Source organism: Hydrobacter penzbergensis, assembly GCF_900106985.1.
Lineage (GTDB): Bacteria > Bacteroidota > Bacteroidia > Chitinophagales > Chitinophagaceae > Sediminibacterium > Sediminibacterium magnilacihabitans.
The window spans coordinates 173486-198073 of record NZ_FNNO01000001.1; the positions used below are offsets into that span (position 1 = coordinate 173486).

Annotated in this window: 22 protein-coding genes; 6 read left to right on the forward strand and 16 right to left on the reverse strand. The window is 46.3% G+C overall.

The window, feature by feature from the left end:
- Positions 1 to 45: 45 nt before the first annotated feature.
- Positions 46 to 2211, reverse strand: a complete 2166-nt coding sequence (pnp, locus tag BLU98_RS00860) for a polyribonucleotide nucleotidyltransferase (protein WP_092721353.1) — start codon at positions 2209 to 2211, stop codon at positions 46 to 48.
- 112 nt (positions 2212 to 2323) lie between these two features.
- Positions 2324 to 2596 (reverse strand): 30S ribosomal protein S15, encoded by a 273-nt coding sequence (gene rpsO / locus BLU98_RS00865; protein ID WP_092721354.1) that lies wholly within the window; start codon positions 2594 to 2596, stop codon positions 2324 to 2326.
- Between the two features lie 176 nt (positions 2597 to 2772).
- On the opposite strand from rpsO, the gene BLU98_RS00870 reads away from it, so the two are divergent.
- Positions 2773 to 3675, forward strand: coding sequence for a ribonuclease Z (locus tag BLU98_RS00870; protein WP_092721355.1), 903 nt, complete (start codon positions 2773 to 2775; stop codon positions 3673 to 3675).
- 57 nt (positions 3676 to 3732) lie between these two features.
- Here BLU98_RS00870 and BLU98_RS00875 read toward each other — a convergent pair whose 3' ends face one another.
- From BLU98_RS00875 to BLU98_RS00900, 6 genes are all read right to left on the reverse strand, one after another.
- The gene (locus tag BLU98_RS00875) at positions 3733 to 4869 is read right to left on the reverse strand and encodes an alpha/beta hydrolase (RefSeq protein ID WP_092721356.1); all 1137 of its coding nucleotides are present in this window, start codon (positions 4867 to 4869) and stop codon (positions 3733 to 3735) included.
- Positions 4870 to 4884: 15 nt separating this feature from the next.
- Positions 4885 to 5514: an outer membrane lipoprotein periplasmic chaperone LolA1 gene (gene lolA1 / locus BLU98_RS00880; RefSeq protein WP_092721357.1), complete on the reverse strand. Its 630-nt coding sequence runs from the start codon at positions 5512 to 5514 to the stop codon at positions 4885 to 4887.
- 114 nt (positions 5515 to 5628) lie between these two features.
- Positions 5629 to 8163, reverse strand: a complete 2535-nt coding sequence (locus BLU98_RS00885) for an FtsK/SpoIIIE family DNA translocase (RefSeq protein WP_092721358.1) — start codon at positions 8161 to 8163, stop codon at positions 5629 to 5631.
- A 74-nt stretch (positions 8164 to 8237) separates the two neighbouring features.
- Positions 8238 to 8639, reverse strand: coding sequence for a DUF423 domain-containing protein (locus BLU98_RS00890; protein WP_092721359.1), 402 nt, complete (start codon positions 8637 to 8639; stop codon positions 8238 to 8240).
- Positions 8632 to 9138 (reverse strand): shikimate kinase, encoded by a 507-nt coding sequence (locus tag BLU98_RS00895; protein ID WP_092721360.1) that lies wholly within the window; start codon positions 9136 to 9138, stop codon positions 8632 to 8634. Before BLU98_RS00895 ends, BLU98_RS00890 begins: the two co-directional genes overlap by 8 nt.
- A gap of 23 nt (positions 9139 to 9161) precedes the next feature.
- Positions 9162 to 10346, reverse strand: a complete 1185-nt coding sequence (locus tag BLU98_RS00900; protein ID WP_092721361.1) for an acyl-CoA dehydrogenase family protein — start codon at positions 10344 to 10346, stop codon at positions 9162 to 9164.
- A 59-nt stretch (positions 10347 to 10405) separates the two neighbouring features.
- Between BLU98_RS00900 and BLU98_RS00905 the strand changes: the two genes are divergently transcribed.
- Positions 10406 to 11590: a cation:dicarboxylate symporter family transporter gene (locus BLU98_RS00905; RefSeq protein ID WP_092721362.1), complete on the forward strand. Its 1185-nt coding sequence runs from the start codon at positions 10406 to 10408 to the stop codon at positions 11588 to 11590.
- A gap of 5 nt (positions 11591 to 11595) precedes the next feature.
- Here the strand turns inward: BLU98_RS00905 and BLU98_RS00910 are convergent, their stop codons facing one another.
- A complete protein-coding gene (locus BLU98_RS00910) occupies positions 11596 to 12768 on the reverse strand; it encodes a sialidase family protein (RefSeq protein WP_092721363.1) in 1173 nt (390 codons plus the stop codon).
- A gap of 111 nt (positions 12769 to 12879) precedes the next feature.
- Here BLU98_RS00910 and kynU point away from each other — a divergent pair, with 111 nt between their 5' ends.
- Entirely contained in the window at positions 12880 to 14148 is a 1269-nt protein-coding gene (gene kynU, locus BLU98_RS00915) for a kynureninase (RefSeq protein WP_092721364.1), read from the forward strand.
- Positions 14149 to 14245: 97 nt separating this feature from the next.
- Positions 14246 to 14863, forward strand: coding sequence for an SGNH/GDSL hydrolase family protein (locus BLU98_RS00920; RefSeq protein ID WP_092721365.1), 618 nt, complete (start codon positions 14246 to 14248; stop codon positions 14861 to 14863).
- 10 nt (positions 14864 to 14873) lie between these two features.
- On the opposite strand, the gene BLU98_RS00925 is transcribed toward BLU98_RS00920, so the two are convergent.
- Entirely contained in the window at positions 14874 to 15263 is a 390-nt protein-coding gene (locus BLU98_RS00925; RefSeq protein ID WP_092721366.1) for a hypothetical protein, read from the reverse strand.
- A 107-nt stretch (positions 15264 to 15370) separates the two neighbouring features.
- On the opposite strand from BLU98_RS00925, the gene BLU98_RS00930 reads away from it, so the two are divergent.
- Both BLU98_RS00930 and BLU98_RS00935 read left to right on the forward strand, forming a co-directional pair.
- Complete coding sequence (locus BLU98_RS00930) at positions 15371 to 16426, forward strand: ParM/StbA family protein (RefSeq protein WP_092721367.1); 1056 nt, start codon at positions 15371 to 15373, stop codon at positions 16424 to 16426.
- A 3-nt stretch (positions 16427 to 16429) separates the two neighbouring features.
- Positions 16430 to 16828, forward strand: a complete 399-nt coding sequence (locus BLU98_RS00935) for a bactofilin family protein (RefSeq protein ID WP_092721368.1) — start codon at positions 16430 to 16432, stop codon at positions 16826 to 16828.
- On the opposite strand, the gene BLU98_RS00940 is transcribed toward BLU98_RS00935, so the two are convergent.
- The 6 genes from BLU98_RS00940 to BLU98_RS00965 all read right to left on the reverse strand — a co-directional run bounded on the left by BLU98_RS00940 (position 16825) and on the right by BLU98_RS00965 (position 24579).
- The gene (locus BLU98_RS00940; RefSeq protein WP_092721369.1) at positions 16825 to 19251 is read right to left on the reverse strand and encodes a bifunctional YncE family protein/alkaline phosphatase family protein; all 2427 of its coding nucleotides are present in this window, start codon (positions 19249 to 19251) and stop codon (positions 16825 to 16827) included. The genes BLU98_RS00935 and BLU98_RS00940 overlap by 4 nt on opposite strands.
- Before the next feature lie 9 nt (positions 19252 to 19260).
- The gene (locus BLU98_RS00945) at positions 19261 to 20388 is read right to left on the reverse strand and encodes a TIGR03364 family FAD-dependent oxidoreductase (RefSeq protein ID WP_092721370.1); all 1128 of its coding nucleotides are present in this window, start codon (positions 20386 to 20388) and stop codon (positions 19261 to 19263) included.
- Positions 20381 to 21646 (reverse strand): DUF5690 family protein, encoded by a 1266-nt coding sequence (locus BLU98_RS00950; RefSeq protein WP_092721371.1) that lies wholly within the window; start codon positions 21644 to 21646, stop codon positions 20381 to 20383. Before BLU98_RS00950 ends, BLU98_RS00945 begins: the two co-directional genes overlap by 8 nt.
- A 3-nt stretch (positions 21647 to 21649) precedes the next feature.
- A complete protein-coding gene (locus BLU98_RS00955) occupies positions 21650 to 22333 on the reverse strand; it encodes an HAD family hydrolase (RefSeq protein WP_092721372.1) in 684 nt (227 codons plus the stop codon).
- A 10-nt stretch (positions 22334 to 22343) separates the two neighbouring features.
- Positions 22344 to 22916 (reverse strand): HD domain-containing protein, encoded by a 573-nt coding sequence (locus BLU98_RS00960; protein WP_092721373.1) that lies wholly within the window; start codon positions 22914 to 22916, stop codon positions 22344 to 22346.
- A gap of 85 nt (positions 22917 to 23001) precedes the next feature.
- A complete protein-coding gene (locus BLU98_RS00965; protein WP_092721374.1) occupies positions 23002 to 24579 on the reverse strand; it encodes a SusD/RagB family nutrient-binding outer membrane lipoprotein in 1578 nt (525 codons plus the stop codon).
- Between the last annotated feature and the right edge of the window lie 9 nt (positions 24580 to 24588).

Below are 24588 nucleotides of genomic sequence, written 5' to 3' on the forward strand. Positions count from 1 at the left end.
CGAACCAGCAACTTTTGACTTTCAACTTTTTAATTTTTAATTATCTTATTGTTCTCCTGCTTTGGCTTCTCCCTGGGGTTTTCCCTCGGGTCTGACTTCAGGTTTGGGCATCAGTACTTTGCGGCTGAGCTTGAATTTTCCTGTTTTAGGATCCAATCCTACCAGCTTCACTTTCACCATATCGCCTTCCTTAAACAGTCCGTCCATGCTTTCAAGGCGCTTCCAGCTGATCTCGCTGATGTGCAGCAGTCCTTGTTTGCCGGGCATGAATTCCACGAAAGCGCCGAATTCCTTGATGCCCTTTACAGGTCCTTCGTACACATCGCCTACCTCTGGTACGGCAGTGATACCTTTCACCCAGGCTACTGCTTTGTCCAGCCCGCTCTTCTCCGGAGAGAAAATGCTCACTTCACCGGTATTACCCACTTCTTCAATATTGATGGTAGTACCTGTTTCGCGCTGGATTTCCTGTATCACTTTACCACCGGGTCCGATTACAGCGCCGATGAATTCTTTATCGATAACCAGTTTCACCATACGCGGTGCGTGTGGTTTCACATCGGGTCTTGCAGCAGGAATACAATCGTACATCGCCTCAAGGATGTGAAGGCGGCCTTTGCGGGCCTGCTCCAGCGCTTCGCGCATTACTTCCATGCTCAGACCATCTACTTTGATGTCCATCTGTACGCCGCAGATACCATCGCGCGTACCGGTTACTTTGAAGTCCATATCACCCAGGTGATCTTCATCACCCAGGATATCGGTAAGGATAGCGTATTTGCCATCGTTGCGTGTGATCAATCCCATGGCTACCCCGCTCACGTGCTTGGGAACAGGTACGCCGGCATCCATCAGCGCCAGTGAACCGGCACAAACAGTAGCCATAGAGGAAGAACCATTACTTTCCAGGATATCGCTCACCACGCGTACGGTGTAAGCATAATCACCGGTAGGTATCATTTGCTTCAGCGAGCGCATGGCCAGGTTACCGTGGCCCACTTCGCGGCGGCTTTGTCCGCGCATCATTTTCACTTCCCCTGTGCTGAAGGGCGGAAAATTATAGTGCAGGTAGAACTTGGAATCTACCGATTTAGCAGCGCTTTCTACAAGCAGATCGTCCAAAGCGGTACCGAAAGTAACTGTTGTAAGTGATTGCGTTTCACCCCTTGTGAATAAAGAAGAGCCGTGCGGTGTGGGCAGCGTGTCTACTTCCATGGCCAGGGGTCGTACTTGGTCGAGCTGTCGTCCGTCGAGCCTGATGCGGTCATCGAGGATCATGTTACGAACCACTTCCCACTTCAGGTCTTCGTAATATTTCTTGGCCAGTTTCTTTTGCAGGTCGGTAACTTCCTCACCCAGGCTGGCCAGCAATTCTTCTTTCACCAGCGCATAAGCATCTGTACGCTCGTGCTTGCTGGAACCTTTGCGGGATATCTGGTATACTTTTTCTTTGGCGAAGGCGGTCACTTTTTCTTTCAAAGCCTCGTCTTCTTCGGGCTTTGTATAATCGCGCTTGGAAGTAATACCTTTTTTCGCTTTCAGTTCTTCCTGTGCTTTGATGTGTACGCGGATGGCATCGTGCGCCAGTTCCAGCGCTTTTACCAGGTCGGCCTCAGAACATTCTTTGGCTTCTCCTTCCACCATCATCAGGTTCTTTTCAGTGGCAGCGATCACAAATTCCAGGTCTGACTGCTCCAACTGACTGCGGGTGGGGTTCACAATAAATTCTCCGTTAAGGCGGCTGATACGCACTTCACTGATGATCTCTTTGATGGGAATATCTGAAACGGCTAATGCTGCTGATGCAGCCAGGCAGGCCAATGAATCGGGCATAATCTCAGGATCGCTGGACACCAGGGTCACGAGTACCTGTACATCGCAAAAATAATCTTCGGGGAAAAGCGGACGCAGCGCGCGGTCTATCAGGCGGCTGGTCAATATTTCGTAATCGTTCAGTCTGGCTTCACGTTTGAAGAAAGAGCCCGGTATACGGCCGGCTGAAGCAAATTTTTCCTGGTAATCAACACTCAGGGGGAAGAAGTCTTGCCCTTCTCTGGGCTCCTTGTTGGCTACAACAGTAGCCAGGATGATACAATTGCCCTGGCGAACGGTTACAGCACCGTCGGCCTGGCGGGCCAGTTTGCCGGTTTCGATGAGCACCTCGCGGTTGCCTCCCAGGTCGAAACGCACACTGATTGGTTGTGATAACATAATGGTGTTTTGTTAAGGAATGAAGTCTTATCAACGGGAGACCGATAAAAATAACTATTCCCAACCGCTTTAAAGACCAGTTGGGAATAGCCGATTTATCATGACTGAAAAATTATTTTCTCAGACCTAATTTCTCGATGAGCGCACGGTAACCCTGCAGGTTGTGCTTTTGCATGTATCCAAGCAACCGCTTACGCTGACCTACCATTTGCATCAGGCCACGTTGTGTGGAATGGTCTTTTTTGTTAGCTTGCAGATGATTGGAAATTTCAGTGATTCGTTCGGTCAGCAAAGCCACCTGTCCTTCAATAGAACCTGTATTGGTTGCTTTTCCACCGTACTCAGCAAAAATGCTTGCTTTTTTTTCTTTGGTTAAATAAGGCATCTCAAAATGTTTAAATAAGACTCCGAATGGTTTCTTTTCTTTTTTTATCGGCGGCAAAGTTAGGAAGAATAATGCAAAATGGAGAATTTATGGCAGTATTTTTAGATACAAAAGGAAAATTGTTTATTTGTAACCTGCTATATCATTCTATTTAATTCATTTTCAGACGATTCCTTATGTTTGGCGTTACCATATTAGGCAATAATTCGGCTCTTCCAGCCTATGAAAGGCACCCTACCGCACAGGTGGTAACATTGAACGAGCAATTGTTCCTGATTGACTGCGGCGAAGGTACCCAAATGCAGTTGGCCAGGTATAAGGTCAAGCGGGGCAAAATCAACCATATATTCATTTCGCACCTGCATGGCGACCATTATTTTGGCCTGCTCGGGCTCATCACCAGTATGGGTTTGCTGGGCAGGGAGCAGGACCTGCACATTTATGCGCCCCCTCCCCTGAAAGACATCATCCATCTGCAATTGGAAGCGGCTTCTACCGCATTGCCTTTCACGCTGCATTTTCATCCGCTGGAAAAAGAAGGAGTGCTGATCGATCATCCCAAATTTTCAGTTTCCTGTTTTGCTACCCGTCATCGTATACCTTGTTGGGGTTTTATCATACGCGAGAAAAAGAAACCGCGCAAGATCGATAAGGATAAAATAACGGCTTATCAAATTCCCGCTGCGTATTATGAAAGGCTGAAAGAAGGGCTCGATTATGAAACGAGATCAGGAGAGATCATCAAAAATGAATGGGTAACCCGGCCGGGTATTCCTCCAAAAAGTTATGCGTTCTGCGCAGATACCATTTACGATGAATCGATTGCCGATAAAACAAAAGATGTAAGCCTGCTTTACCACGAGACTACTTACCTGAAAGACCTGGAAGAAAGAGCGGCTGCACGTTACCACTCCACTACCCTGCAAGCCGCAGCCATTGCCCAAAAGGCCAATGCAAGCAAGCTGCTGATTGGTCATTTCAGCAGTAAATATGAAACCCTGGAAACGTTTTTAGAAGAAACCATACAGGCATTTCCGAATACACAGTTGGCGATTGAGGGAGTAACTTATTATGTCTGATTTCTGATTTGATCATTTCTGATTTAAGCTGAACAAATCGTACAATCAAATCTGAAATCAGAAATTCTCCTTCACGAGCCAGACGTAAAACGCCGCAAACTCTTGTCTCCAGTATTTTTCATTATGCTGTCCAAGCGGGTTCACTACATTTCGAATAACATAGCGTTGTTTTTTCTGGAGGATATCCGATGCTTTCTGCATATCGCTGACCATGGTAGCACTTTCTTTGGCACCTGCATAAAAATAGAATTTAGGCATGGTGGGTGTGCTGAAATTTTCCAGATCGCTATAGATGGCCGGAGCGGTCCATAAAGCAGGTGAGAATACGCCGGCGCCCCCAAATACCGAAGGATACTGCATCACCGCATACAGGCTGATCAATCCACCCATGCTGCTGCCAGCTATAAAATTATGTTCAGATGCTTTCTGGGTTCTGTATTTGCTGTCGATATAAGGCTTCAATGTATGCGCAAGAAAATCTACATAGCGCTTACCCTCCCCCGTTCCGAACTTATCATTGTCGTAGGGATTGTATTCGGTCATGCGTTTCGTGCCGCCATGATCAATACCTACTACAATACACTCTTTTCCTAACTGTTGCTGCAAAGTGTCGAGACATTCATCTACGCCCCATTCACCAAAAGCGGCCGTTTGTTCATTGAACAGGTTTTGTCCGTCCTGCATATAAAGCACGGGGTAAGTTTTAGCAGCAGTCGCGTAGCCTTTGGGCAGGTATACCCAAACACGTCTTTTTCTATCCAACTGCGGTATGCTGAAAGCGGTGTCGAGTATGCGCACCTGCGGACTCGCCGTGAATGGTTTGGGTCTTTCCGGGTAATCATCTTTCCATCCGGCAACGGTAATTTCCAGCGTCACATCATTATTGACCTCTACAATCCTGTCGCTGATATCGCGTCCGTCGGCTGCGCATTCTACTTTATCGAAACTGCCGCGGGTGCACTTGAATGCATAAGTACCGGCAGCAACATCTTTCATAACAATGCTCTTTCTACCACCAGCATAAGGTTTCAACTTATAGTTTTCATCCTTGGGATTCCATGCGTTGAAATTACCCGCGATATAAATATCCTCCTGCTGGCGGGTGGCAACGGTATTGACAATTAATCGAACAGTATATTGGGCGTGCACTTGAGCGCCCACAAGTGTCATGGCAAAGAACAACCATTTTTTCATCCGTAATCGTTTACTTTAGTCCAGTATCTCTACGTCTTTGGGATATTTGCCCTTATTGAAAACAAAGAGGTTATCGGCCAGGTTAGCTGAAGTGTTGATCTTGGTGAAGCTCACTTGTAAGGTATTATTACTTTTATCCAGGATCACTGCTTTTGTAATGAGGCTCTTTGCTTTGTCCACATATACGGTTACTTTCTGGAAGTTTTTCCTGGCATCGAGGGGCCGCAATTCAATAACATGAAAGTTGCCCTGAGCAGGCAGCAGTTTGTATGAAAAATCTTTATCGTAAGCGCCGGATAATATTTTCTGAGGAGTCAATGTTTGTCCGGGTTCCTCTGCTGCGGCTACTGTAACGGTCTTATTACCATCATAGTTATATGTTTTGGCGCCATCGCAGATCACTTCCATCCTTCCTTGCCTGAGCAGGTATTTTTGTCCCTTTACAGAAATTTGTCCTGTTTTGGTACCATTATCTTTTCCTTTACTGGTTAACTGGCGTATAGAAAAAGTAGTAACAATGCTTTTCAGGCTCCTCACTTTGGCGCTGACAGCATCGAGTACTTTTTTAGCGGCGGGGTCGTTCTGTGCAAATGACTGGCTGATAACAAATACCAAACTCAACAGGAAAAGACAATATTTCTTCATGCTATGCTTCAATTAATGGGCGCAAATATACAATTTCCCCATTGGAAGGATGGTTTGGGTAAAAAGAAGTTTACATCAATCGGTGAACAGTGGATGATTGTCAGTGAAAAGGGCTTATATCAATGAATCAAGGAATTCCTGCAATTCCACATCGGTTTTGAACAATACTTCGCGGGCTTTGCTTCCCTGGTTGGGGCCTACCACACCGGCGGCCTCCAACTGGTCCATGAGCCGGCCGGCCCGGTTATAGCCCAGTTTCATGCGGCGTTGTATGAGCGAAGTAGATCCTACCTGGTTTTGCACAATCAGCCGCGCTGCATCTTCGAACAGCGGGTCGCGGTCGTTGACATCAAAGTCTTTTCCTTCCAGGTCTTTTTCATCAATATATTCTGGTAACAGGAAAGCATGTGGATACCCTTTTTGTTCTCCAATGAACTCACAAATATGCTCTACCTCAGGCGTATCAACGAACGCGCATTGCAAACGTGTGATCTCTCCGTTGTAGCTGACCAGCATATCACCTTTACCAATCAATTGCTCAGCACCTCCTGCATCGAGGATCGTACGGCTATCGATTTTGCTCGATACTTTAAAAGCAATTCGCGCGGGGAAGTTGGCCTTGATAGTACCCGTAATAATATTCACGGAAGGTCTTTGCGTGGCGATGATCAGGTGTATACCTACTGCACGCGCCAACTGCGCCAGGCGAGCGATCGGCATTTCTACTTCCTTGCCAGCCGTCATGATCAGATCGGCAAACTCATCCACTACCAACACAATGAAAGGTAAATACTGATGGCCTTTTTCGGGATTAAGCCGGCGGGCCTGGAATTTATCGTTGTACTCCCTGATGTTCCGGCAGCCTGCTTCTTTTAACAGATCGTAACGGTTATCCATTTCAATGCAAAGTGCATTGAGGGTGTTGATCACTTTCTTGGTATCTGTGATAATGGATTCGTCTTCTCCGGGCAATTTGGCCAGGAAATGTTTCTCGATGGTCCTGTACAGGCTCAACTCCACTTTCTTGGGGTCTACCAGCACGAACTTCAATTGTGAAGGATGTTTCTTATAGAGCAATGAAACCAGTATGGCATTGAGACCAACCGATTTACCTTGTCCCGTTGCACCAGCCATGAGCAGGTGGGGCATACTGGCCAGGTCTACGATGAAGAGATCATTGTCGATCTTTTTACCGATGGCAATGGGCAGTGAAAATGAGCTGGACTGGAACTTATCACTGGCCAGCAATGTCTTCATGCTGACCACCGTTTTGCGAACATTGGGTACTTCAATACCGATGGTTCCTTTACCCGGTATGGGTGCGATGATGCGGATACCCAGTGCAGCAAGACTCAATGCAATGTCATCTTCCAGGTTCTTGATCCGGCTGATGCGTACGCCGGGAGCCGGAACGATCTCATACAAAGTAACGGTAGGGCCTACTGTAGCTGCTATGCGTTGGATGGCGATATCGTAATTCTTGAGTGTAGCGATGATCTGGTTCTTATTGGTTTCCAACTCTGCGGGGTCGTGTACGATCTTTTCACTGCCATGTGTTTCCAACAATTCAAGTGAAGGAAATTTATACCCTTTCAGATCAAAGGTGGCGTCGTATTTCGTGCCCAGTTTGCCCGGCGTTTCACTGATCGTCTCTCCGGATGCTTCGGGGGTTTCTTTGATCTCCAATTCTAATCCATCGTCTTCGGTTTCTTCTTCCTCTTCATAGACTTCTTCTTCCGATGCTTCCTCCTCATACTCCTCTTCCTCCATTGACACTGCCGCTTCCTCCGGCATATCTACCAAACCTTCTTTTTCCAACACTTCAAATTCGTTCATCGGATTGTGGCTTTCCTGCGGCATGATCACTACAACGCCCTTCCCTTCTGCTTTCAACCGGTTATTGCTCAATGGCGATTCTTCGCCTGTATGATCTTCTTCATCATTCCATTCTTTTAAAAACATTGCTTCACCGGCTGTTTCACCTGCATGAATATCCGGGTCCACAGTGAGGGCAGCCGGTTTGCGTTTCCATTCGGGAATACGGAAAGTTGGATTGAACCGCCAGATAAAATAGCTGAATAAGGCCAACAGCAGCAAAAAACCTGTACCTACATTACCTATCCATTTGATAAACCATTCATTCAATAGTTCTCCCACAGCGCCTCCCCAGGAGAAGCTGCTGTTTCTCGCTACAAATGCAAAGCCCATACTCAATACCAGTAAACCTGCGAGTACATATTTGAGGTTGCGTACCAGGTTGAATATTTTTTTTCCGAACAGGAGATTAACACCCAACACAAAGAAGAAAGTACAAAAGAGATAGGATGCCAGTCCGAATCCTTTGTAAAAAAGCAGGTGCGCTACATAAGCCCCTAATACACCCAAGAGGTTGCTGACGTGCACATCATCCGTAGCAAAAATTTTAATACCGAAACGGTATACTTTATCCTGGTCTTCCTGCCAGGTGAAAAGATAGGAAGTGAATGCTACGAAAAGAAAGACTGTAAGCAAGAGGCTCACCGCTCCAATGATCTTGGCAGTACGTTCATCTTTCACCACTTCGGTAACAGTTACCTGTGTTTCCTTATCTGGAGTTAGTTGCTCCGGGCTGGGCGGTGATGGCGTTTTCTTTTTTAAGCGGTTTGCCATGAAAACAAATATAAGCTAACGGCCAAAGTCCCGAAACGGATGCAGCCTTATGTGCAAAACTGGTGAACCGGTTTTCAGTTTTCCACTTTATGCGCTTTTTGAAAGCCCAGCGCCAGGAAAACCCAGGCGGCGACGAATGCGAGTCCGCCGAGAGGTGTTATCGCCCCTATCCATTTCATTCCTGTTATTCCTGCGGCATCGAGCCAGGTCATAACATACAGTGATCCGCTGAAGAGAATGATACCTGTTATGAATAAACGGCCCGCGGTATGGAAGTGAGGTTGCGGGTTTTGTTTGATACACAGCGCTGTCAGTGCCAAAGCAAAAACATGATAAAACTGGTAGCGTACACCCGTTTCATACGCATTGAGCATTTGTTCTGTTACTATTGCTTTTAACGCATGGGCGCCGAAGGCGCCTAATGCTACGGCCAGGCAACCCAGCAAAGCCGCAGTAGTAAGAAAACCTTTATGCATAGATCCTCAGTATTTGAATAAATCCTTCTTCAGATATGTCTGAACCTTGCAGGTGACCTTTTGCACGGTTATAAAAAGACCTGCGCTCGGCCAGTTTATTCTCCAGGAACCGGCTCAGTTCCTTATCAGATAAGGAAGCGATCAATGGGCGATGCGTTTTTTCCGGTAGCAATCTTTGCACCAGCACATCAACAGGCTCATCGATCCAGATGGTTATGCCCTGTTTGTTCATCCAATCCATATTATCATTGAAGCAGGGTGTTCCTCCGCCTGTAGACAATACAAAGCTTTTTTTCTCACCAAACCAGCGCAATATTTTCGATTCGGTCTTGCGGAAATGATCTTCCCCTTCTTCGGCAAACATTTCGGAAATGGTTTTCTCTTCATGTGCCTCTATCATCTGGTCAAGGTCGTAGCCACCGACTTTCAGTTTCTTCGACAATCGTTTTGTCCAGTAAGTTTTTCCTGTACCCATCAATCCTAACAAGAATATTTTCATTGGTTCATTTATTATACTCCGTATTATTTGAATGCGTTCAGTCCGGTTATATCCATACCGGTAATCAGCAAATGTACGTCGTGCGTGCCTTCATACGTGATTACACTTTCTATATTCATCATGTGCCGCATGATACTGTATTCGCCGGTAATGCCCATTCCCCCCAATACCTGCCGGGCTTCGCGGGCGATATCGGCAGCAATTTCGCAACTGTTGCGTTTGGCCATACTTACCTGCTGGGGAGTGGCTTTCCCTTCATTCATCAATACACCGAGGCGCCATACCAGTAGTTGTGCTTTGGTAATTTCGGTAATCATTTCGGCCAGTTTTTTCTGCTGTAACTGGAATCCGGCGATGGGCCTGTCGAACTGCACCCGTTCTTTGCCATAACGCAATGCGGTATCATAACAGTCCATGGCGGCTCCCAATGCTCCCCATGCAATGCCATAACGGGCTTTGGTGAGGCAACTGAGCGGTGCTTTCAATCCTTTTGCACCCGGTAATATGTTTTCTTTCGGAACCTTTACATGGTCGAACACCAATTCGCCGGTAGCGCTGGCCCGCAGGCTCCACTTGCCATGCGTGGTGGGCGTGCTGAACCCTTCCATGCCTCTTTCTACGATCACACCCTGTATTTCTCCGGCTTCGTTCCTGGCCCATACCACAGCTACCTGGGCAAAAGGCGCGTTACTGATCCACATTTTGGCGCCATTCAGTATAACGTGGTCTCCGGCCTCCTTAAAATGTGTCGTCATGCTGGAGGGGTCGCTGCCATGATTGGGTTCTGTTAACCCAAAGCAACCCAACCATTCTCCGCTGGCCAGCCTGGGCAGGTATTTTTTCTTCTGTGCCTCACTGCCATAAGCGTAGATCGGGAACATCACCAGGCTTCCCTGTACGCTGGCCGTACTCCGCACACCGCTGTCTCCGCGTTCCAGCTCCTGCATCATCAAACCATAACTGATATAGTCCAATCCGCCACCGCCATACTCCACGGGAATAGTTGGACCGAAACAGCCCAGCTCCCCCATTTGCTTTACGATCTGCAAAGGGAATTCGGCGCGCTGGGCATACTCTTCGATGATGGGAGATATTTCTTTCCTGACATAAGTGCGTACCGCTTCGCGTATGTGTTTGTGTTCATCGGTAAGCAGATCGTCTACCGCGTAATAATCGGGCGATTGGAACAGATCGGTTCTGGCAGCCATATCGTTATTGGTTTGCGTTCTGGTTGCAACCTAACAAAAATAAATTATCTTGACCGCAAATGTGGAAACAGATTACCCGACACCTGAGCTTTTATGTGCTTATTGCCATCATTGCCGGCATATTACTGGGGCATTATGCCCCTGCTACCGCAGTTAAAATGGAAATTATCGGCAAATCCTTTGTCGATATTATCAAATTGTTCATCGCACCCATTATTTTCCTTACCATTGTACAAGGCATCAGTGGTATGGGCAGCCTGAAAAAAGTAGGGCGTATCGGCATCAAATCGCTGGTGTATTTTGAAGTGGTAACTACCTTAGCCCTGGCCATCGGGATTGCAGTAGCGCTCCTGATCAAACCGGGATTGCTCGATAAAACAGGGTTGCCCCTGCAGGATGCTTCCAAATATACCGGCGCCAGATCTTCCCATTTCAGTTGGATTGGCTTTTTTCAGTCGAACATCACTTTACAAGTTCTGCTGGCAGCCATTGTTACGGGTATTGTACTCAATTATTCGCGGTACCGGCCTGCCGCTCTCCGATTGTTTCAAACCTTATCGCGATACGTTTTCGGCGCCCTCAAATATGTCATGTACCTCGCGCCACTCGGCGCTTTCGGAGGTATGGCATTTACCATTGGTAAATTTGGTTTGAGCACATTGATGCCCCTCATGAAACTGATGGCTTGTGTTTACCTGACCATGTTTTTGTTTGTAGCATTGGTATTGGGCGGCATCATGCGTTATTTTAAATTCAATATCTGGTCATTCCTTTCGTCCATCAAAGAAGAATTGTTGCTCGTGTTGGGCACTTCATCTTCCGAAGCTGCGTTGCCTTCCATCATGCGTAAACTGGAAGATATGGGATGCAGCAAGCCTGTAGTAGGATTGGTGATACCAACAGGCTATTCCTTCAACCTCGACGGCACTTCCATTTACCTGTCCATGTCTGTTATTTTTTTGGCGCAGTTGTATAATGTGCACCTCAGTACCACTGAATTAATCATGATATTATTATTGCTGATGCTGACTTCCAAAGGCGCGGCCGGCGTTACCGGCAGTGGTTTTATTGTGCTTGCATCTACCTTAACGGCTGTTCACCGGATACCATTAGAAGGGTTGGCTTTTTTATTGGGTATCGACAAGTTTATGAGCGAGGCCAGGGCCATCACCAATATCATTGGAAACGGAGTGGCTACGCTTGTGATTGCGAAAACCGAAAAGGAATTCGTTTCAATGGAATAATTTCCTTACTTCCAATTGATCACTTTGAAAACAATGCTGCGGTAATTGTTCTTCTCATACATCACCCCTACTTCATTCCTGTTGAGTTTTACCAGGTCTGAATAAGCTGTATAAGCATCATGAGGGGCATCCTCTTTTTTGTCTACCAGGAAACTTTTAGCCCAGCTATGCCCTTCGTCATAACTGATGCGCAGTAGCAGGTTATTTCTTTCTTTGGTATCAGCCGGATTGCAGAATGCCAGCACATTTTTTCCTTTATACCTGCCGATGTTGAGCAGGCTCGCTTCACAAACAGGATCGGGCAGGTTGGGATCGAAATACGTGGTATCCCAGGAAGCACCCCCATCACTGCTGACAGAAACAATCCGTTCGCGAACATCTCCTTTTTGGTTGCGGCTGTTCATCATCAATTTTCCTCCGGCCAGTTCTGCTGCCATCGATTCATTGCTGCCAGGCAACCGCAGGCTGTTACCCAATTGAAAAGTTTTGCCGTGATCATCTGTATAGTAACCGTGCGCAAAGTATTCGTTACCGTCTTTGCCTGGCGAACCCGCAGTATGATTGGCCGGGACAAAGATGCGCCCTTTGTAAGGTCCTTCTGTAAACTGCATGGCATGTCCGGGTGTATTGGCATAATAACGCCAGTCTTCTTTAAAGTGATATGCCGTATCTACATCCGGCTTGTTGGGCCTGTGCACCTGTGCAGTGATCTTCACCGGCCTTGACCAGGTAAGTCCATCATCGACCGATGTTTTATAAATGCATTGTTTGATCCCCTTGCCTTCTTTGATTTCTTTTTCACTGGCATTGCCGGTGTTCATAAAAAGAAAGACCCTGCCATTAGGATAAACCGGATCACTCATATCTACTACCGGCGCCGGGCCACCTATCTGGAAAGATCCGTTGTCTGCAATGACACTGAGTGGCGACCAGCTTTTGCCATCATCGGTGCTTCTTTTCATTACGACATCTACATTGCCGTAGTCTGCTGCGTTATTGATCCTTCCTTCGCAGAAAGCAAGCAATATTCCATCCTTCAAACGAACGATGGCCGGTATGCGAAAGCTTTTATATCCTTCGGTACCTGATTGAAAAATGGGGATTTCTGTTGATTGCGCATAAGTATCAACAGCAAAACATAACAAGGCAAAGCATATTGCCAGGTTTATTTTTCTCATAGCATTGGGGGGTTGGGGAAATTTCCGAACGATAATATTAAGTAAAAAACCAACTCCTTGTATACCCAATCCTGTCAGTAATGGTTTATTTTCGTTGAAACGCGCAATGGTATGCCCGATACTTTCGACCTCACCCCGGAATTCGCCCGCCAGGCTGACCAGCAAGATCCTTTACAACATTTCAAACAGGCATTTCATTTTCCCCGGCACCAGGACAGGGACGTGATTTATTTCTGCGGTAATTCATTGGGTTTGCAACCCAAAAATGTAGCAGCAGCTATGCAGACCGAACTGGACACCTGGCGGAAAATGGCTGTGGGCGGCTATTTCAGCGGTCCCAATCCCTGGTTGTATTACCAGCATTATGTGCAATCTTCACTGGTAAGACTGATGGGTTGTCATGAAAACGAAGTGACTGTCATGAATACACTCACTGTTAATCTGCATTTATTGATGCTGAGTTTTTACCGCCCTACTGCAAGAAGGTACAAGATCATCATGGAAGCAGGCGCTTTTCCATCCGATCAATATGCAATAGAAACATTGGTGCGTCATTTCAATCTTGATCCTACTGATGCGATCATTGAAATCAATCCGAGGGAAGGCGAAAAAACATTGCGCACTGATGATATTGTTCAGACCATCCACAACACCGGCGCCGAACTGGCGATGGTACTCTTTGGCGGCATCCATTATTATACCGGTCAGTTACTCGATCTGCCCGCCATTACCGCCGCCGCACACGCTGCCGGTGCTGTTGCGGGCTTCGACCTGGCACATGTAGCAGGCAATGTGCCTATGCAATTACACACATGGGGCGTTGATTTTGCAGCGTGGTGCAGTTATAAGTATCTCAATGCAGGTCCGGGTGCAGTAGGCGGCGCTTATATCCATGAAAAACACGCACAAAATATCCATACACCCCGTTTGGGTGGTTGGTGGGGAAATGATGAAAAGACACGCTTCAAAATGGAAAAAGGTTTCATACCCAAGCAGGATGCAGGCGGATGGAATATCAGCACGGCGCAGGTATTCAATACGGTTGCACTGAAAGCTTCGTTGGAATTGTTTGACGAAGCGGGAATGGACCGGTTACGTACCAAAAGCATCCGCCTCACTGCTTACCTCGAATACCTCCTGCATCAATTACCCCAACTGAATTTTGAGATACTCACTCCTGCAGATGTCAACAGCCGCGGAGCACAACTGTCTCTCTTTTTCAGGGAGAAGGGAAAAGAAATTCACCAGCGTATGATCGACAACGGCATTACGGTAGATTACCGCGAACCAGGCGTTATACGCGTAGCGCCTGCGCCATTGTATTGCAGCTTTGAAGACGTGTACCGCTTTTACACGATCTTAAGAGATCATTTTAATTGACTATTTTCTGCAACGTCGCTATCAGTTGGTTATCAATCTGCGCCGATCGACAAAATTCAATTTTAAGCGTATCTTTAGTTCACACAATGCTGCTGCTATGACCAAGCATCATTTCTCTTACCTGGCACTCGGCGATTCTTACACCATTGGCGAATCGGTTCCCCTGCATGAATCATTTCCTTACCAGGCAGTGCAGTTGTTGCGCAAGGCCGGCTTGCATTTCAGTGCACCTGAAATAATAGCCCAAACCGGATGGACCAGCGGAGAACTGGCCGAACACATCTTGCATACAAAGCTGCTCGAGCAATATGATTTTGTTAGCCTGCTCATAGGCGTCAATAACCAGTACCGCGGACTTCCCGCCGAAGATTTTGAAAACGACCTGGGCTTCCTGCTGAAAAAAGCGAAACACCTGACCGGCGGCCACGACGAACGTGTAATGCTGCTATCTATTCCCGATTGGGGCGTTACGCCTTTTGCATCAAACCGTGACAGGGAGCTGATCTCGACAGAGATTGATCATTTCAATGCTGTATGCACAAAAGCGGCGGCGCAATTCCATGTACAGTATATTGACATTACTGCCGGCAGCAGAAAAGCAAAAAGCGACACCAGTTTATTGGCCGCGGACCAGTTGCATTATTCAGCAAAAGAACACGCTGTTTGGGCAGAGAAAGTAGCGAATGCCATCAGGCAAGTGATACTCCATCGCTGATCATCACAACTCACTGTTGTTTTACTTCTAGCTTTGGAAAAAGAGCCATTAATTGCGTGGCAATGGCCAGCACCACCAATAAATATAATCCCGCTCTCTTTTCAGGGCACTCACCCAGCAGGCAGGTTGACAGAATAATGTAATTACGGATAGACCAGGCCAGGTTGATGGCGCAGACAAACACATTGGTTCGTTTGGCCCATAAACGGGGTATCACAAACAGGAACGCAGCGATTGCCGATATGACAATATTGAACAGTCCGGGTTTACCGAAATTGGTGCCTACAGCAGATAAACCTGTAATGGTAATTTGCCGGCTGGCTATATAAGTCCAGGGGAAAAAACACACGACGATCAATAAAACAGCAGCTACCAGCCCTGCCTGTTGCGAATACTTCATGCGCCAAACCTAACCCTTTTTCATTAATAACTTTCTATTAAGTCTATCCGGACTATGGGAAATGCAGCGAAACTTAGTAAATTGCTGGGAACCTAACTATTTTGTCCATGAACGTCGTTACACTGCACTTCCCTAGTGTTTTTGAGACCGCATTCGGTAATATGGAAAATACCGCCAAAGACCTGCTGAACGGTATCAAAGTAAAGAAAGACAATGCCTGGTATATGGTAGGCAATCTCGCCAGGCACAATGGCATTAACCCTTCGCGCGTTACGAATGCCACGCCGGCGGAAGAAGATTTCGACATTCTCTTCCGCGCTGCCCTGGTTAATCTTGCGCCACGGTTACAGCAACCCATAACGGTTACCATCGGCTTCCCGTTTTCCACCTACCATGCATTCAAGCAGATGGCCGAGCAATACCTTTCTAAAAGGCATTTCATGGTAGAGTATGATTCGCACACTTTCAACGTAAAAGGACAAGTGAAGCGGGAGGTGTTTGATATTGAGAAGTTTGAAGTCATCCCGGAGATCGTGGGCGGTATCATAGGATTGAAGCACATCGTAACCAATCCTGTTCCGCAAAATTTCATGGTACTCAGTTTTGGTTTTGGAACGTTGGAAGGTATTATGGTTTCAGATGCCAGCCTCGTCCACCGAACTGCTTTCAGTACGCATGGCTTACGTTATGCCATTCACAACCTTACGCAGGAGTTGAATAAGAAGTATTACCTCGAACTCAAAAATGAGCACCAGTTGGATGATGTGTTTATGAAAGGGTCCATCTTTGCCAACCGTAGGCGGGTTGATATTACCGAAACACGTAAAGAACTGCTGCAGCAATACTATCAAAAAGTGGTATCTCCTTCCATGCGGGCTTATTTCACCGACCGCGACCTGGAGCTCTGCGAAAAAATATACATATTGGGTGGCGGCGCTCATTACGCAGAACTGGTTCAGCTTGTTGAAGATGAATTCAAAGACCTCATGCCCATTGAAGTAGTGGCACAACCGGAACGGGTTGCCAGTGTTGGTTACCTGTATAATTCATTGCGGTTGTCGGATAATTATCCCAACCGTTGTGCAGGCATTGACCTTGGAAATGCATTTTCTGCGTTGTCTTTCTTTTCAGAAAACGTAACGAACCTCGACTTTAAAGCTTAACATGTGCTGAAGCTCCTTTCTTTGATACGTAAAAATGGGATCTGTTGTATTCCCAAAGGCGCCGTGGTGCATGGTGGCATTGATGTATCTGTTCCATTGTATGTGTATGGAACTATCTATGGCGAAGTGAAAGCCGGTGCACTGGTTTACCTGGGAAATACAGGATCCATTGTTGGAAATGTGCATGCAGCGCGACTGGTTGTGTACGGACAGATCCAGGGAGAAATTATGATCAGCGGGGAAGCGAAGATGATGAACAGTGCTAACATCATCGGCAACATCAGCGCGTCTCCGCTTGTTATTGATAAAGACGCCCGCATTGATGGGCAGGTGAATGCAATTCACCAATCTGCTGCGGATAATAATGATACCGCTCCTACTCAACCTCCCCGTTGGATCTAATCATTGTCTACCGCCCGGGGATTCGGCTTGAAGAATGAAGCCCTTCTTGGTGCCGGCACAATAGCATGTTCTCCTTTCACTGCTTTCCAGATCACTTCTGTGAACTCCCTGTCGGGCGCCCGGTCTTCTTTGGTGAAATCAAAAGTCTCGCTTTTCTTCTGCCATGCATTGACCACTTCGTTTTTTTCATTGATATCTGTCTGCAAGGGTTTTGCTGCGAAAGGTGTGAGATCGGGCGTTGCCGAGAAACAACGCCACATAGGTGTTGCGGCAGCATCGTACTGGCTCATGGGCGGAATACCTAAAATCAGTTCAATGGTGCGCAGCATCGAAGAAGTGGAATACATGGTATGATCTACAAAATGTCTTTTTACAAATCCGCCCATCACATAGGCAGTACTTCTGTGTGCATCCACATGATCGGGGCCATCTTGAGCATCGTCTTCCAGAACAAAAACGGCGGACTCTTTCCACACGGGGCTTTTGCTGAGGTACTCGATGAACATACCTATGGCCAGGTCGTTATCGGCAACATGGGCAAAAGGCGTAGGTCGTCCTTTGCTCAATCCTTCTGTATGGTCATTGATGATGCGAAGCGTGCTTAGCTGTGGCAGCGCATGGTTGGCCACCAGCGAATCGAATTCCCTTTTCCACTGACCTACCCGTGTGGTATCACGTACGCGCTGGTCCCAACTGGTATAATACGGACAGAAATGATCTTTCAACACCGGTATATTGGGCTTGTAATCATCTGCAAATTCACCGTAGGTACGATAGCTTACGCCCGCTCTTTTGCAATGATCCCAGATAAACCCTTTTTTGTTATTGGCAATGGCCCTGTTGCCTTCCGCATCGTAATCACCGCCTCTGCCGCCATAACTGGTTACCCATGTTTTTTCCAGGTAATCGGTAGCATAAGCGCCCATGCTCCAGTTATGACCATCGGCACTCACTTCACCATCAACATAAAAATTATCGAGCAATACAAATTCCCTTGACAATGCATGCAGGTTGGGCGTTACTTTTTCTCCAAACAAACAAAGACTGGTATCGCCATTGCCTTCCGGCATATCGCCCAATACCTGGTCGTAAGTCCTGTTTTCTTTGATGATGTAGAATACATATTTAATAGGCGACGCATCTCCTACTCTTCTGGGTATGGGGTTGCCTTCCACGCCTTCGCTTATCTTTTCCTTTTCTTTGGTATAAGGTGTATTGCGATATACCACCTGTGAGTAAATGCTTAACTGTTTTGCATCGGGAACCGGAATAATGCTGAGGGTTCCTTTGAAGAGCCCGCCGATGTATTGTACTTCTGCCGGTTTATTGGGATCACCTTTTTGAAAACTTAAATGCACTTTTTTGTTCACCGGGTTGGGACCATACGGATTGGCCATGGAAGTGAATCCTTTTCCGTTAGTAACCCATATATTTTTGCCAATGGTTCTTACACAGGAAGGATACCAGCCCACCGGTATAAAACCTTTTGAATGACTGCTACCGGGCGTTGATACATCGAAAACAGACAAACAGTTATTGTCTGCATTGGCGATGTACAATGTTTTTTCATCCGGACTCAACGCTACTCCATTGGTAGTAGAACCATTGGGCGCATCGGGGCATAAAGCGGCATTCAGCGTTTCCAATATTTTGTGGTTCCTGGTATCGATTACTGATACGCTGTTGTCGTTGGCGTTGGCTACATAGAGGTACTTGTCGTTTTTGGAAAGACAGATATCGTTCGGGTTACTGCCCACATTGATTGCTGCAATCAATTGACGAGAGCCGGTATGATAGGTCAGTAATTTGCCACAACCCCAGCAGGAAATATAGAGCTTGGTTTTATCGTGTGATAACAAACAGGTATAGGCTTCTCCGGGAAGCTTCAACTCTTGTATGACTTTCTTCGATTGAAGATCGATCACATACAGCGAGTTGTTATCTTTGGTTACGACATAAAGCAATTGGTCATCGATATCGATGCCGGCAGGTGATATTTTATTGGGCCATTTAGCGCCCAGGATGATACTGTCTTGCAACACCAGTTTTTGTTGGCGGATGGCATATTTCAGTATCCAGTTATCGTTACCGCCGGATGCATATAAGCATTTTTCATCAGCGCTGAATTTCAAACCCACCCACAATTTGGGTACCGTGATATTGTCCAGCACTTTACCTTGCTGCACATCGATCAACTGCAAAGTCTGGGTGCTTTGTCCGTTATTGGTTATTGCCATTAATTTTTTCGATGCGCTTACAGCGATGTTCAACGGCAGGTCGCCCACAGGCAGGCTTTTACCTGCCGGCGTAAGGCTCCATCCGTTGGGAAGCCCTACCCGCCCTGCTTCCAGGGTTTGCAATGATTGGGCCTTAATACAACTCGAAATACAAAGCACAGTCAATACCCATACTATCTTTTTCATATTACTGGTTTATAATGTTGCGATCATTTCTTCTGCGAAACCGAAAGACAAAGTCATTCCTGCACCCCCCAATCCATTCATGATATATACACCTTGCATGGGGTTCAGGAAAACATCGGTTTGTCCGTTCGTCATTTTCGGATATATGCCATTCCAGGTCTGTATCAATTTCCAATCATCGCATACTGCAAATAATTTGAGATAATGTATGATCATTTCGTTGATATGTGCCCTGTCGAACGGATCGAAGGTATGACCATATTCGTGAGAATCACCCACTGTCAATTCTCCTTTGTCGTTTTGAGAGATCATCACATGTATTCCATTTGCCACGTATTCCGACATCTCTGTCTCATACCTTTTCCTGAGCAATCCGAGTGAAGGAGCTACTTTGAAGCTGTTGTAATGGATCAGTGACAGACCTCCGCACAAAGAAGTACCCATACGCCATTGAGGGCTTCCCGGCACGAAACGCATCATCTGCAATTTGCATTTGGTAATCGGCAATGCTGAAAATGCTTCAGGGAAAAGGGTTTCAAAATCTGCGCCACTGCATATAAAAACAAGGTCTGACTCTAATATTTGCCCTTCTATATATACTTTCCCTGGGGTAATTGCATTCACCTGCTTTCCCCAAATAAATTCCACATCCAGGTATTCTTCAAGATAAGCAGGGATGGAAGCGATGGCTTCACGCGGATCTACAATGGTCTCTGTAGCACTGAACAAGCCGCCCTGTAATCCGTTCCCATTCACTCCTTTGAAACGTCGCATAATCGCATCCGTATCCAACAATTCAACCGGCCTGCCTGATGCTTTGAACGTATCATACAATTCCTGCAATACAACCCATTCATCTGCATGGTGTGCCAGGTGCAGGCTTCCGGCATCTTCATACCAGAGTCCGATACTGTCGGCCACTTCTTTCCATATTTCCCTGCTACGTACTGCCCGTTTGTATAGTGTACCCTCGGGTTGTCCCACCGGCCACAGCATTCCGAAATTGCGAATGGAAGCCCCCACAGCTTTCTGCGTTCTTTCTACTAATGTTACTTTGTATCCTTTCAATGAGAGTGCGCGTGCCGTTGCCAGTCCAACTATTCCCGCTCCCACAACAATGGCTGTCTTATTACTCATGCTCGTTCACGATGGTTTGATATTTTTTATTGAAATAAGCCAATGCCAGCAAAGTAAGTGCGATACCCATCACCGACAGTACCACTACCCCGTTGCTGTAAATGGCAGTCCATTTTAGTTTCAGGTTGAAAACTGCTTTTAACATGATCACTCCCACACTTCCCATATAACCGAATGAATCGGCCAGGTACATCAGAAAGCCTACGTTACCTGCACACTTAAAACTAGCGATCATCCGGTCAAATAAGATGCAGTTGAACGGAATATAACCTATATATAACCCAAGACCGGTCAGGGTCATCCACACGAAAGGCGAGAGATGGTTGGTAACGAACAACAGGGAGCTGGCTCCGGCCATGAAAAAGCCCAGTACCACAATCAGATGCGTAAGTACAAAAGCACGCCTGTTGTTTTGAATCAGCATCATGCAGCTGATCAATACCAATACCAATATGGTAGTAGGTACTTCTGTGGTGGTAAACACTTCGGGTTGGTTGCCGAAACCCAGTTCCTGCCACATATCGGCTGCGAAATTGTCGCGTATATCCCGGAAAATGGTAAGAAACACATAAACGATGATGAGCAGCACCAGTCCTGTTTTAAACTGGTTGAAAAACTGTTTTCGCTCTTCTTTATTCATGGGCAAACGCGCTACCCTGCTATTGGTATCATCGGCAGAAGGCGGTGGTATTTTTTCCAGCAGGAAAACCAACAGTATCATGGGTAACATAAACAACAATCCCGTTACAAAAGGTATCCAGTATTCGTTTATATTTCCATAGACCATCAGCCATTTGGCAATGGTTTTAACCAGGCCTGAAGAAAAAATAAAACTTACCGCCAGGGAAGCGCCTATGAAGTCTGTGGTTTTTCTTCCTTCCACAAAAGAAAACACAATGCCCCATATCATACCCAATGGAAATCCATTCAGGAAAAGACATACAATATTAAAAGGAGCCGGCAGCAAGGCAAACAAAAGCAAGGCCAGCCATGAAATACCAACCAGCAATAATATGGTTTTGCCCCTGCCTATTCTTTTAAGCTCTGCTATAAAGCGAATTCCATAAAACTTACTGGCCATATAACCCAGCACCTGGCAAATGACCAGGGCATCTTTATAATGCAAGCCCAGCACATTCTTTTCATGTTCAAACGTGCCTACTGTAAAAGGCTTTCTGAACGCATATACAGCAGCATAAGTGAGGAAGGTTATAACAGCTGCATACAGGGCAACCCACTTTTTTCGTTTCGTTTCCAATACCTATTGAATTTTAGCAACCAGTTCCTGCATAGAATCGATGATATAGTCGGGCTTATAAGGCATCAATGCCTCGCGTGCGTAAGCGCCGGTAGTAACAGCCACTACGAGCCCGCAGTTTGCATTCCGTCCTTCCTGGATATCCACTTCCGTATCTCCCACTTTCACTACACGTGCCGGATCGGTAATGCCCGTTTGTTGCATCAGGCTTTGAATCATATAAGGATGGGGTCTGCCTTGTGGCACTTCATCGCTGCAAATCACGGCATTTATGTGCGGATGCTTGTCCCAATTCAGTTTCTTCAATATGGTATCTGTGATGATGCGTGTGAATCCGGTATCGAGCGTTATCTTAATACCTTTTGATTGCAGCCATTCAAATGTCTCCATTACATGAGGCAATGGCTGCAGTGTGTCGTCGTTTTCATAGAAACGAACCATGTTCTGCGTAAACACATCGTGAATAGCAGCTATCAGTTCGGGCTCTGTTACTTTCCTGCCAGGTGCAAACTGGTCGAGGATAATCTCCACAGCTTCTATCTTACGATAACCCATCACTTTGTTGATGGCTGGTGCATCCACTTCAATGCCCGATGCGGCAAAAGCCATGCGGAATGCTTCGTTTATGTTTCCTTTGTCCAATACCGTTGTACCGGCGATATCAAAAACTACCAATGCTGTATTCATCTCTTGATCTCTATTGTTTTAATAAGTGTTCTTCCATTATACGTTCATAATGTTGCAGGGAAACCAATGGAACGTTTTCTCTTTTAGCTTCTTCGTCCCACCTGCGAAGGGTTACATACAGGTGAAACAGTTCTTCCTGCTCAAATGCTTCCGCTTCTTCCACTGTCATCGTACCTCCCTGCATCACCAGCGTTTCTTTACTGGCCGGTGATAATTTTGCGTAGTATTCGGGATATTTAAAAGTAAGGTATCTTTTGGATGCCACATGCGACCCTACCAGTTTGGCTACTTTTTCAGAGAACCCTTTGCTCCTGATGTATACTTCGCCCAATTTCTCGTGGTCTACAATGCCGAATCCGTTCATCTCTGCGGCAGACAACAGGTTACCGCAGAGATGCCCTATATCGTGCATGAATGCGGCCAGGATCACTTCATTGTCATAGCCCTCTTCTTCCGCCAGTTGCGCGCATTGGCACATATGCTCCAGTTGCGACACCGGCTCGCCTATGTAATCGGCATCTCCATATTGCTCATAGAGCGCAAGGATTTCTTTTACGATCTGGGTTACCTCCTGTTGCGTCATAACAATGAATGTTTAAAATAAAGGCGATGCCTTTACAGACATCACCTTTACAATCTGAAAACTATATTCTTTTAGAACAAATCATCTATTTGATCAGCCACATGGCTGCATTGATATTGTCATTACCATTGTACTGGCTCTGTACAGCCGCAGTATAATTGTCTTTATTGGTAGACAATTCAGAAGCCGGGTACTGGTATCTTATCGGAATCACCCCTCCGTTACCTACGCCTGAACCGGTAGCAAAAACCGGTACCCCTGTTCTGCGCCACTGGTAATAAGCTTCCATTCCTGAGTTACGGGCCAATGACAGGTAACGCTGGATCAGGATTTGGTTGAGCCCTGTTGCATTATTACCTGCATAACTTACTGCGGGTTGGGCAAAATAGTCGCTGTAATTAAAGGTAATATTATAATCCACATATACGCCAGGTGCTGTTGTTTTTAAGAAGCTAACAGTATTGGCTCCGTCGTTCACACCATAAAAAGCGAACATGGCTTTTACACCTTTCTGATACCAACTGTTGGCATCGCCTGTTACCCAGCCACGGTTAATGGCTTCAGCAATATTGAAACACATTTCCGGGAAGCCGATGATAAAAGTGTTCTCACCTTTGAATCCGTCGTAATACCTTTTACGGCCAATAGCGGATATCCTGAACGCTACCACATCACCACCCAGGTTACTGGTAGGCGCACCATTGCTTCCACCTACAAATGACTGGTAGGATGTATCAGAATAACCCAGACCGCGTGCAGGTTCAGCTACTTTCATCGCTCTCAAATCTTTCAGTCCGGCCAACGTATTCAACCATGTTGCTGCCACACACAACCTCAATGCATCGTTACCATAGTTGTTCTTGTTGTTGGGGTATTGGTTGAAAGCATCGTTATAAACATACTCAAGGTTATCGGTGAGATCGTTCATAATAGGATACTTGGCAGGGTTCGACAATACATCTGCGAACTTCTGCTTTACATTCAGGTCAGCGTCATCCGCTCTCTTGCTCAGTTCGATGAGCACACGGAGTTTAAATGTATTGACTACTTTCTGCCACTGCTTTAAAGCCGTCAGCGGATCCTTGGCGCCACTGATACGCTCCTGGTAGTAGAAATCACCCAATAAAGAGGTATTAGATGCTGCAATCAGACTTGCCAGTTGTGTATTGGCATCCTCAAGCAATTGCAAAGACTGTTTGAAAACGTCTTTCTGTGTATCATATTTCGGTTTGGGATTATCCAATCCCTTTAATGCATCGCTCATGGGGATGTCGCCTACTTTCAGACTCATCTTCACGAAAAAATAGGCCTTGAAAAATTTAGCCAGGGCGCTGTACGGATTATTATCTCCGGATGCCTTTGCGGCCTCTTTTTCCATGGCTATCACATTACGCAGGGTACCATAATTTAAGCTTGCACCACCACTCCAATATTCGTTAAGGCCATAATAAGTGTAAGTAGACAATGTATACTGGCAAAATTTATCAGCATCGCCTGCGGGAAATTCTACGATGTCATTTTCTACCTGCCTTAACAACAGGTAGGCAGGTACAGACACAGGCTGGTTGGGATTGACTGCATATTCTTCGAACTTCTTGGAACAACTGCTTGCTACCAGTACAATAGCTATAAGGAGCGTTCCGGTTATTGTATTCTTTTTCATGCTTGGTTA

What these genes read in the sequence shown, in the direction of transcription:
- kynU (WP_092721364.1), top strand. Translation starts at nt 12,880, where the DNA reads ATGCCCGATACTTTCGACCTCACCCCGGAATTCGCCCGCCAGGCTGAC.
- BLU98_RS00875 (WP_092721356.1), bottom strand. Translation starts at nt 4,869, where the DNA reads ATGAAAAAATGGTTGTTCTTTGCCATGACACTTGTGGGCGCTCAAGTG.
- BLU98_RS00965 (WP_092721374.1), bottom strand. Translation starts at nt 24,579, where the DNA reads ATGAAAAAGAATACAATAACCGGAACGCTCCTTATAGCTATTGTACTG.
- lolA1 (WP_092721357.1), bottom strand. Translation starts at nt 5,514, where the DNA reads ATGAAGAAATATTGTCTTTTCCTGTTGAGTTTGGTATTTGTTATCAGC.
- BLU98_RS00895 (WP_092721360.1), bottom strand. Translation starts at nt 9,138, where the DNA reads ATGAAAATATTCTTGTTAGGATTGATGGGTACAGGAAAAACTTACTGG.
- BLU98_RS00920 (WP_092721365.1), top strand. Translation starts at nt 14,246, where the DNA reads ATGACCAAGCATCATTTCTCTTACCTGGCACTCGGCGATTCTTACACC.
- BLU98_RS00885 (WP_092721358.1), bottom strand. Translation starts at nt 8,163, where the DNA reads ATGGCAAACCGCTTAAAAAAGAAAACGCCATCACCGCCCAGCCCGGAG.
- BLU98_RS00890 (WP_092721359.1), bottom strand. Translation starts at nt 8,639, where the DNA reads ATGCATAAAGGTTTTCTTACTACTGCGGCTTTGCTGGGTTGCCTGGCC.
- pnp (WP_092721353.1), bottom strand. Translation starts at nt 2,211, where the DNA reads ATGTTATCACAACCAATCAGTGTGCGTTTCGACCTGGGAGGCAACCGC.
- BLU98_RS00925 (WP_092721366.1), bottom strand. Translation starts at nt 15,263, where the DNA reads ATGAAGTATTCGCAACAGGCAGGGCTGGTAGCTGCTGTTTTATTGATC.
- BLU98_RS00910 (WP_092721363.1), bottom strand. Translation starts at nt 12,768, where the DNA reads ATGAGAAAAATAAACCTGGCAATATGCTTTGCCTTGTTATGTTTTGCT.
- BLU98_RS00940 (WP_092721369.1), bottom strand. Translation starts at nt 19,251, where the DNA reads ATGAAAAAGATAGTATGGGTATTGACTGTGCTTTGTATTTCGAGTTGT.
- BLU98_RS00905 (WP_092721362.1), top strand. Translation starts at nt 10,406, where the DNA reads ATGTGGAAACAGATTACCCGACACCTGAGCTTTTATGTGCTTATTGCC.
- rpsO (WP_092721354.1), bottom strand. Translation starts at nt 2,596, where the DNA reads ATGCCTTATTTAACCAAAGAAAAAAAAGCAAGCATTTTTGCTGAGTAC.
- BLU98_RS00930 (WP_092721367.1), top strand. Translation starts at nt 15,371, where the DNA reads ATGAACGTCGTTACACTGCACTTCCCTAGTGTTTTTGAGACCGCATTC.
- BLU98_RS00870 (WP_092721355.1), top strand. Translation starts at nt 2,773, where the DNA reads ATGTTTGGCGTTACCATATTAGGCAATAATTCGGCTCTTCCAGCCTAT.
- BLU98_RS00960 (WP_092721373.1), bottom strand. Translation starts at nt 22,916, where the DNA reads ATGACGCAACAGGAGGTAACCCAGATCGTAAAAGAAATCCTTGCGCTC.
- BLU98_RS00945 (WP_092721370.1), bottom strand. Translation starts at nt 20,388, where the DNA reads ATGAGTAATAAGACAGCCATTGTTGTGGGAGCGGGAATAGTTGGACTG.
- BLU98_RS00900 (WP_092721361.1), bottom strand. Translation starts at nt 10,346, where the DNA reads ATGGCTGCCAGAACCGATCTGTTCCAATCGCCCGATTATTACGCGGTA.
- BLU98_RS00955 (WP_092721372.1), bottom strand. Translation starts at nt 22,333, where the DNA reads ATGAATACAGCATTGGTAGTTTTTGATATCGCCGGTACAACGGTATTG.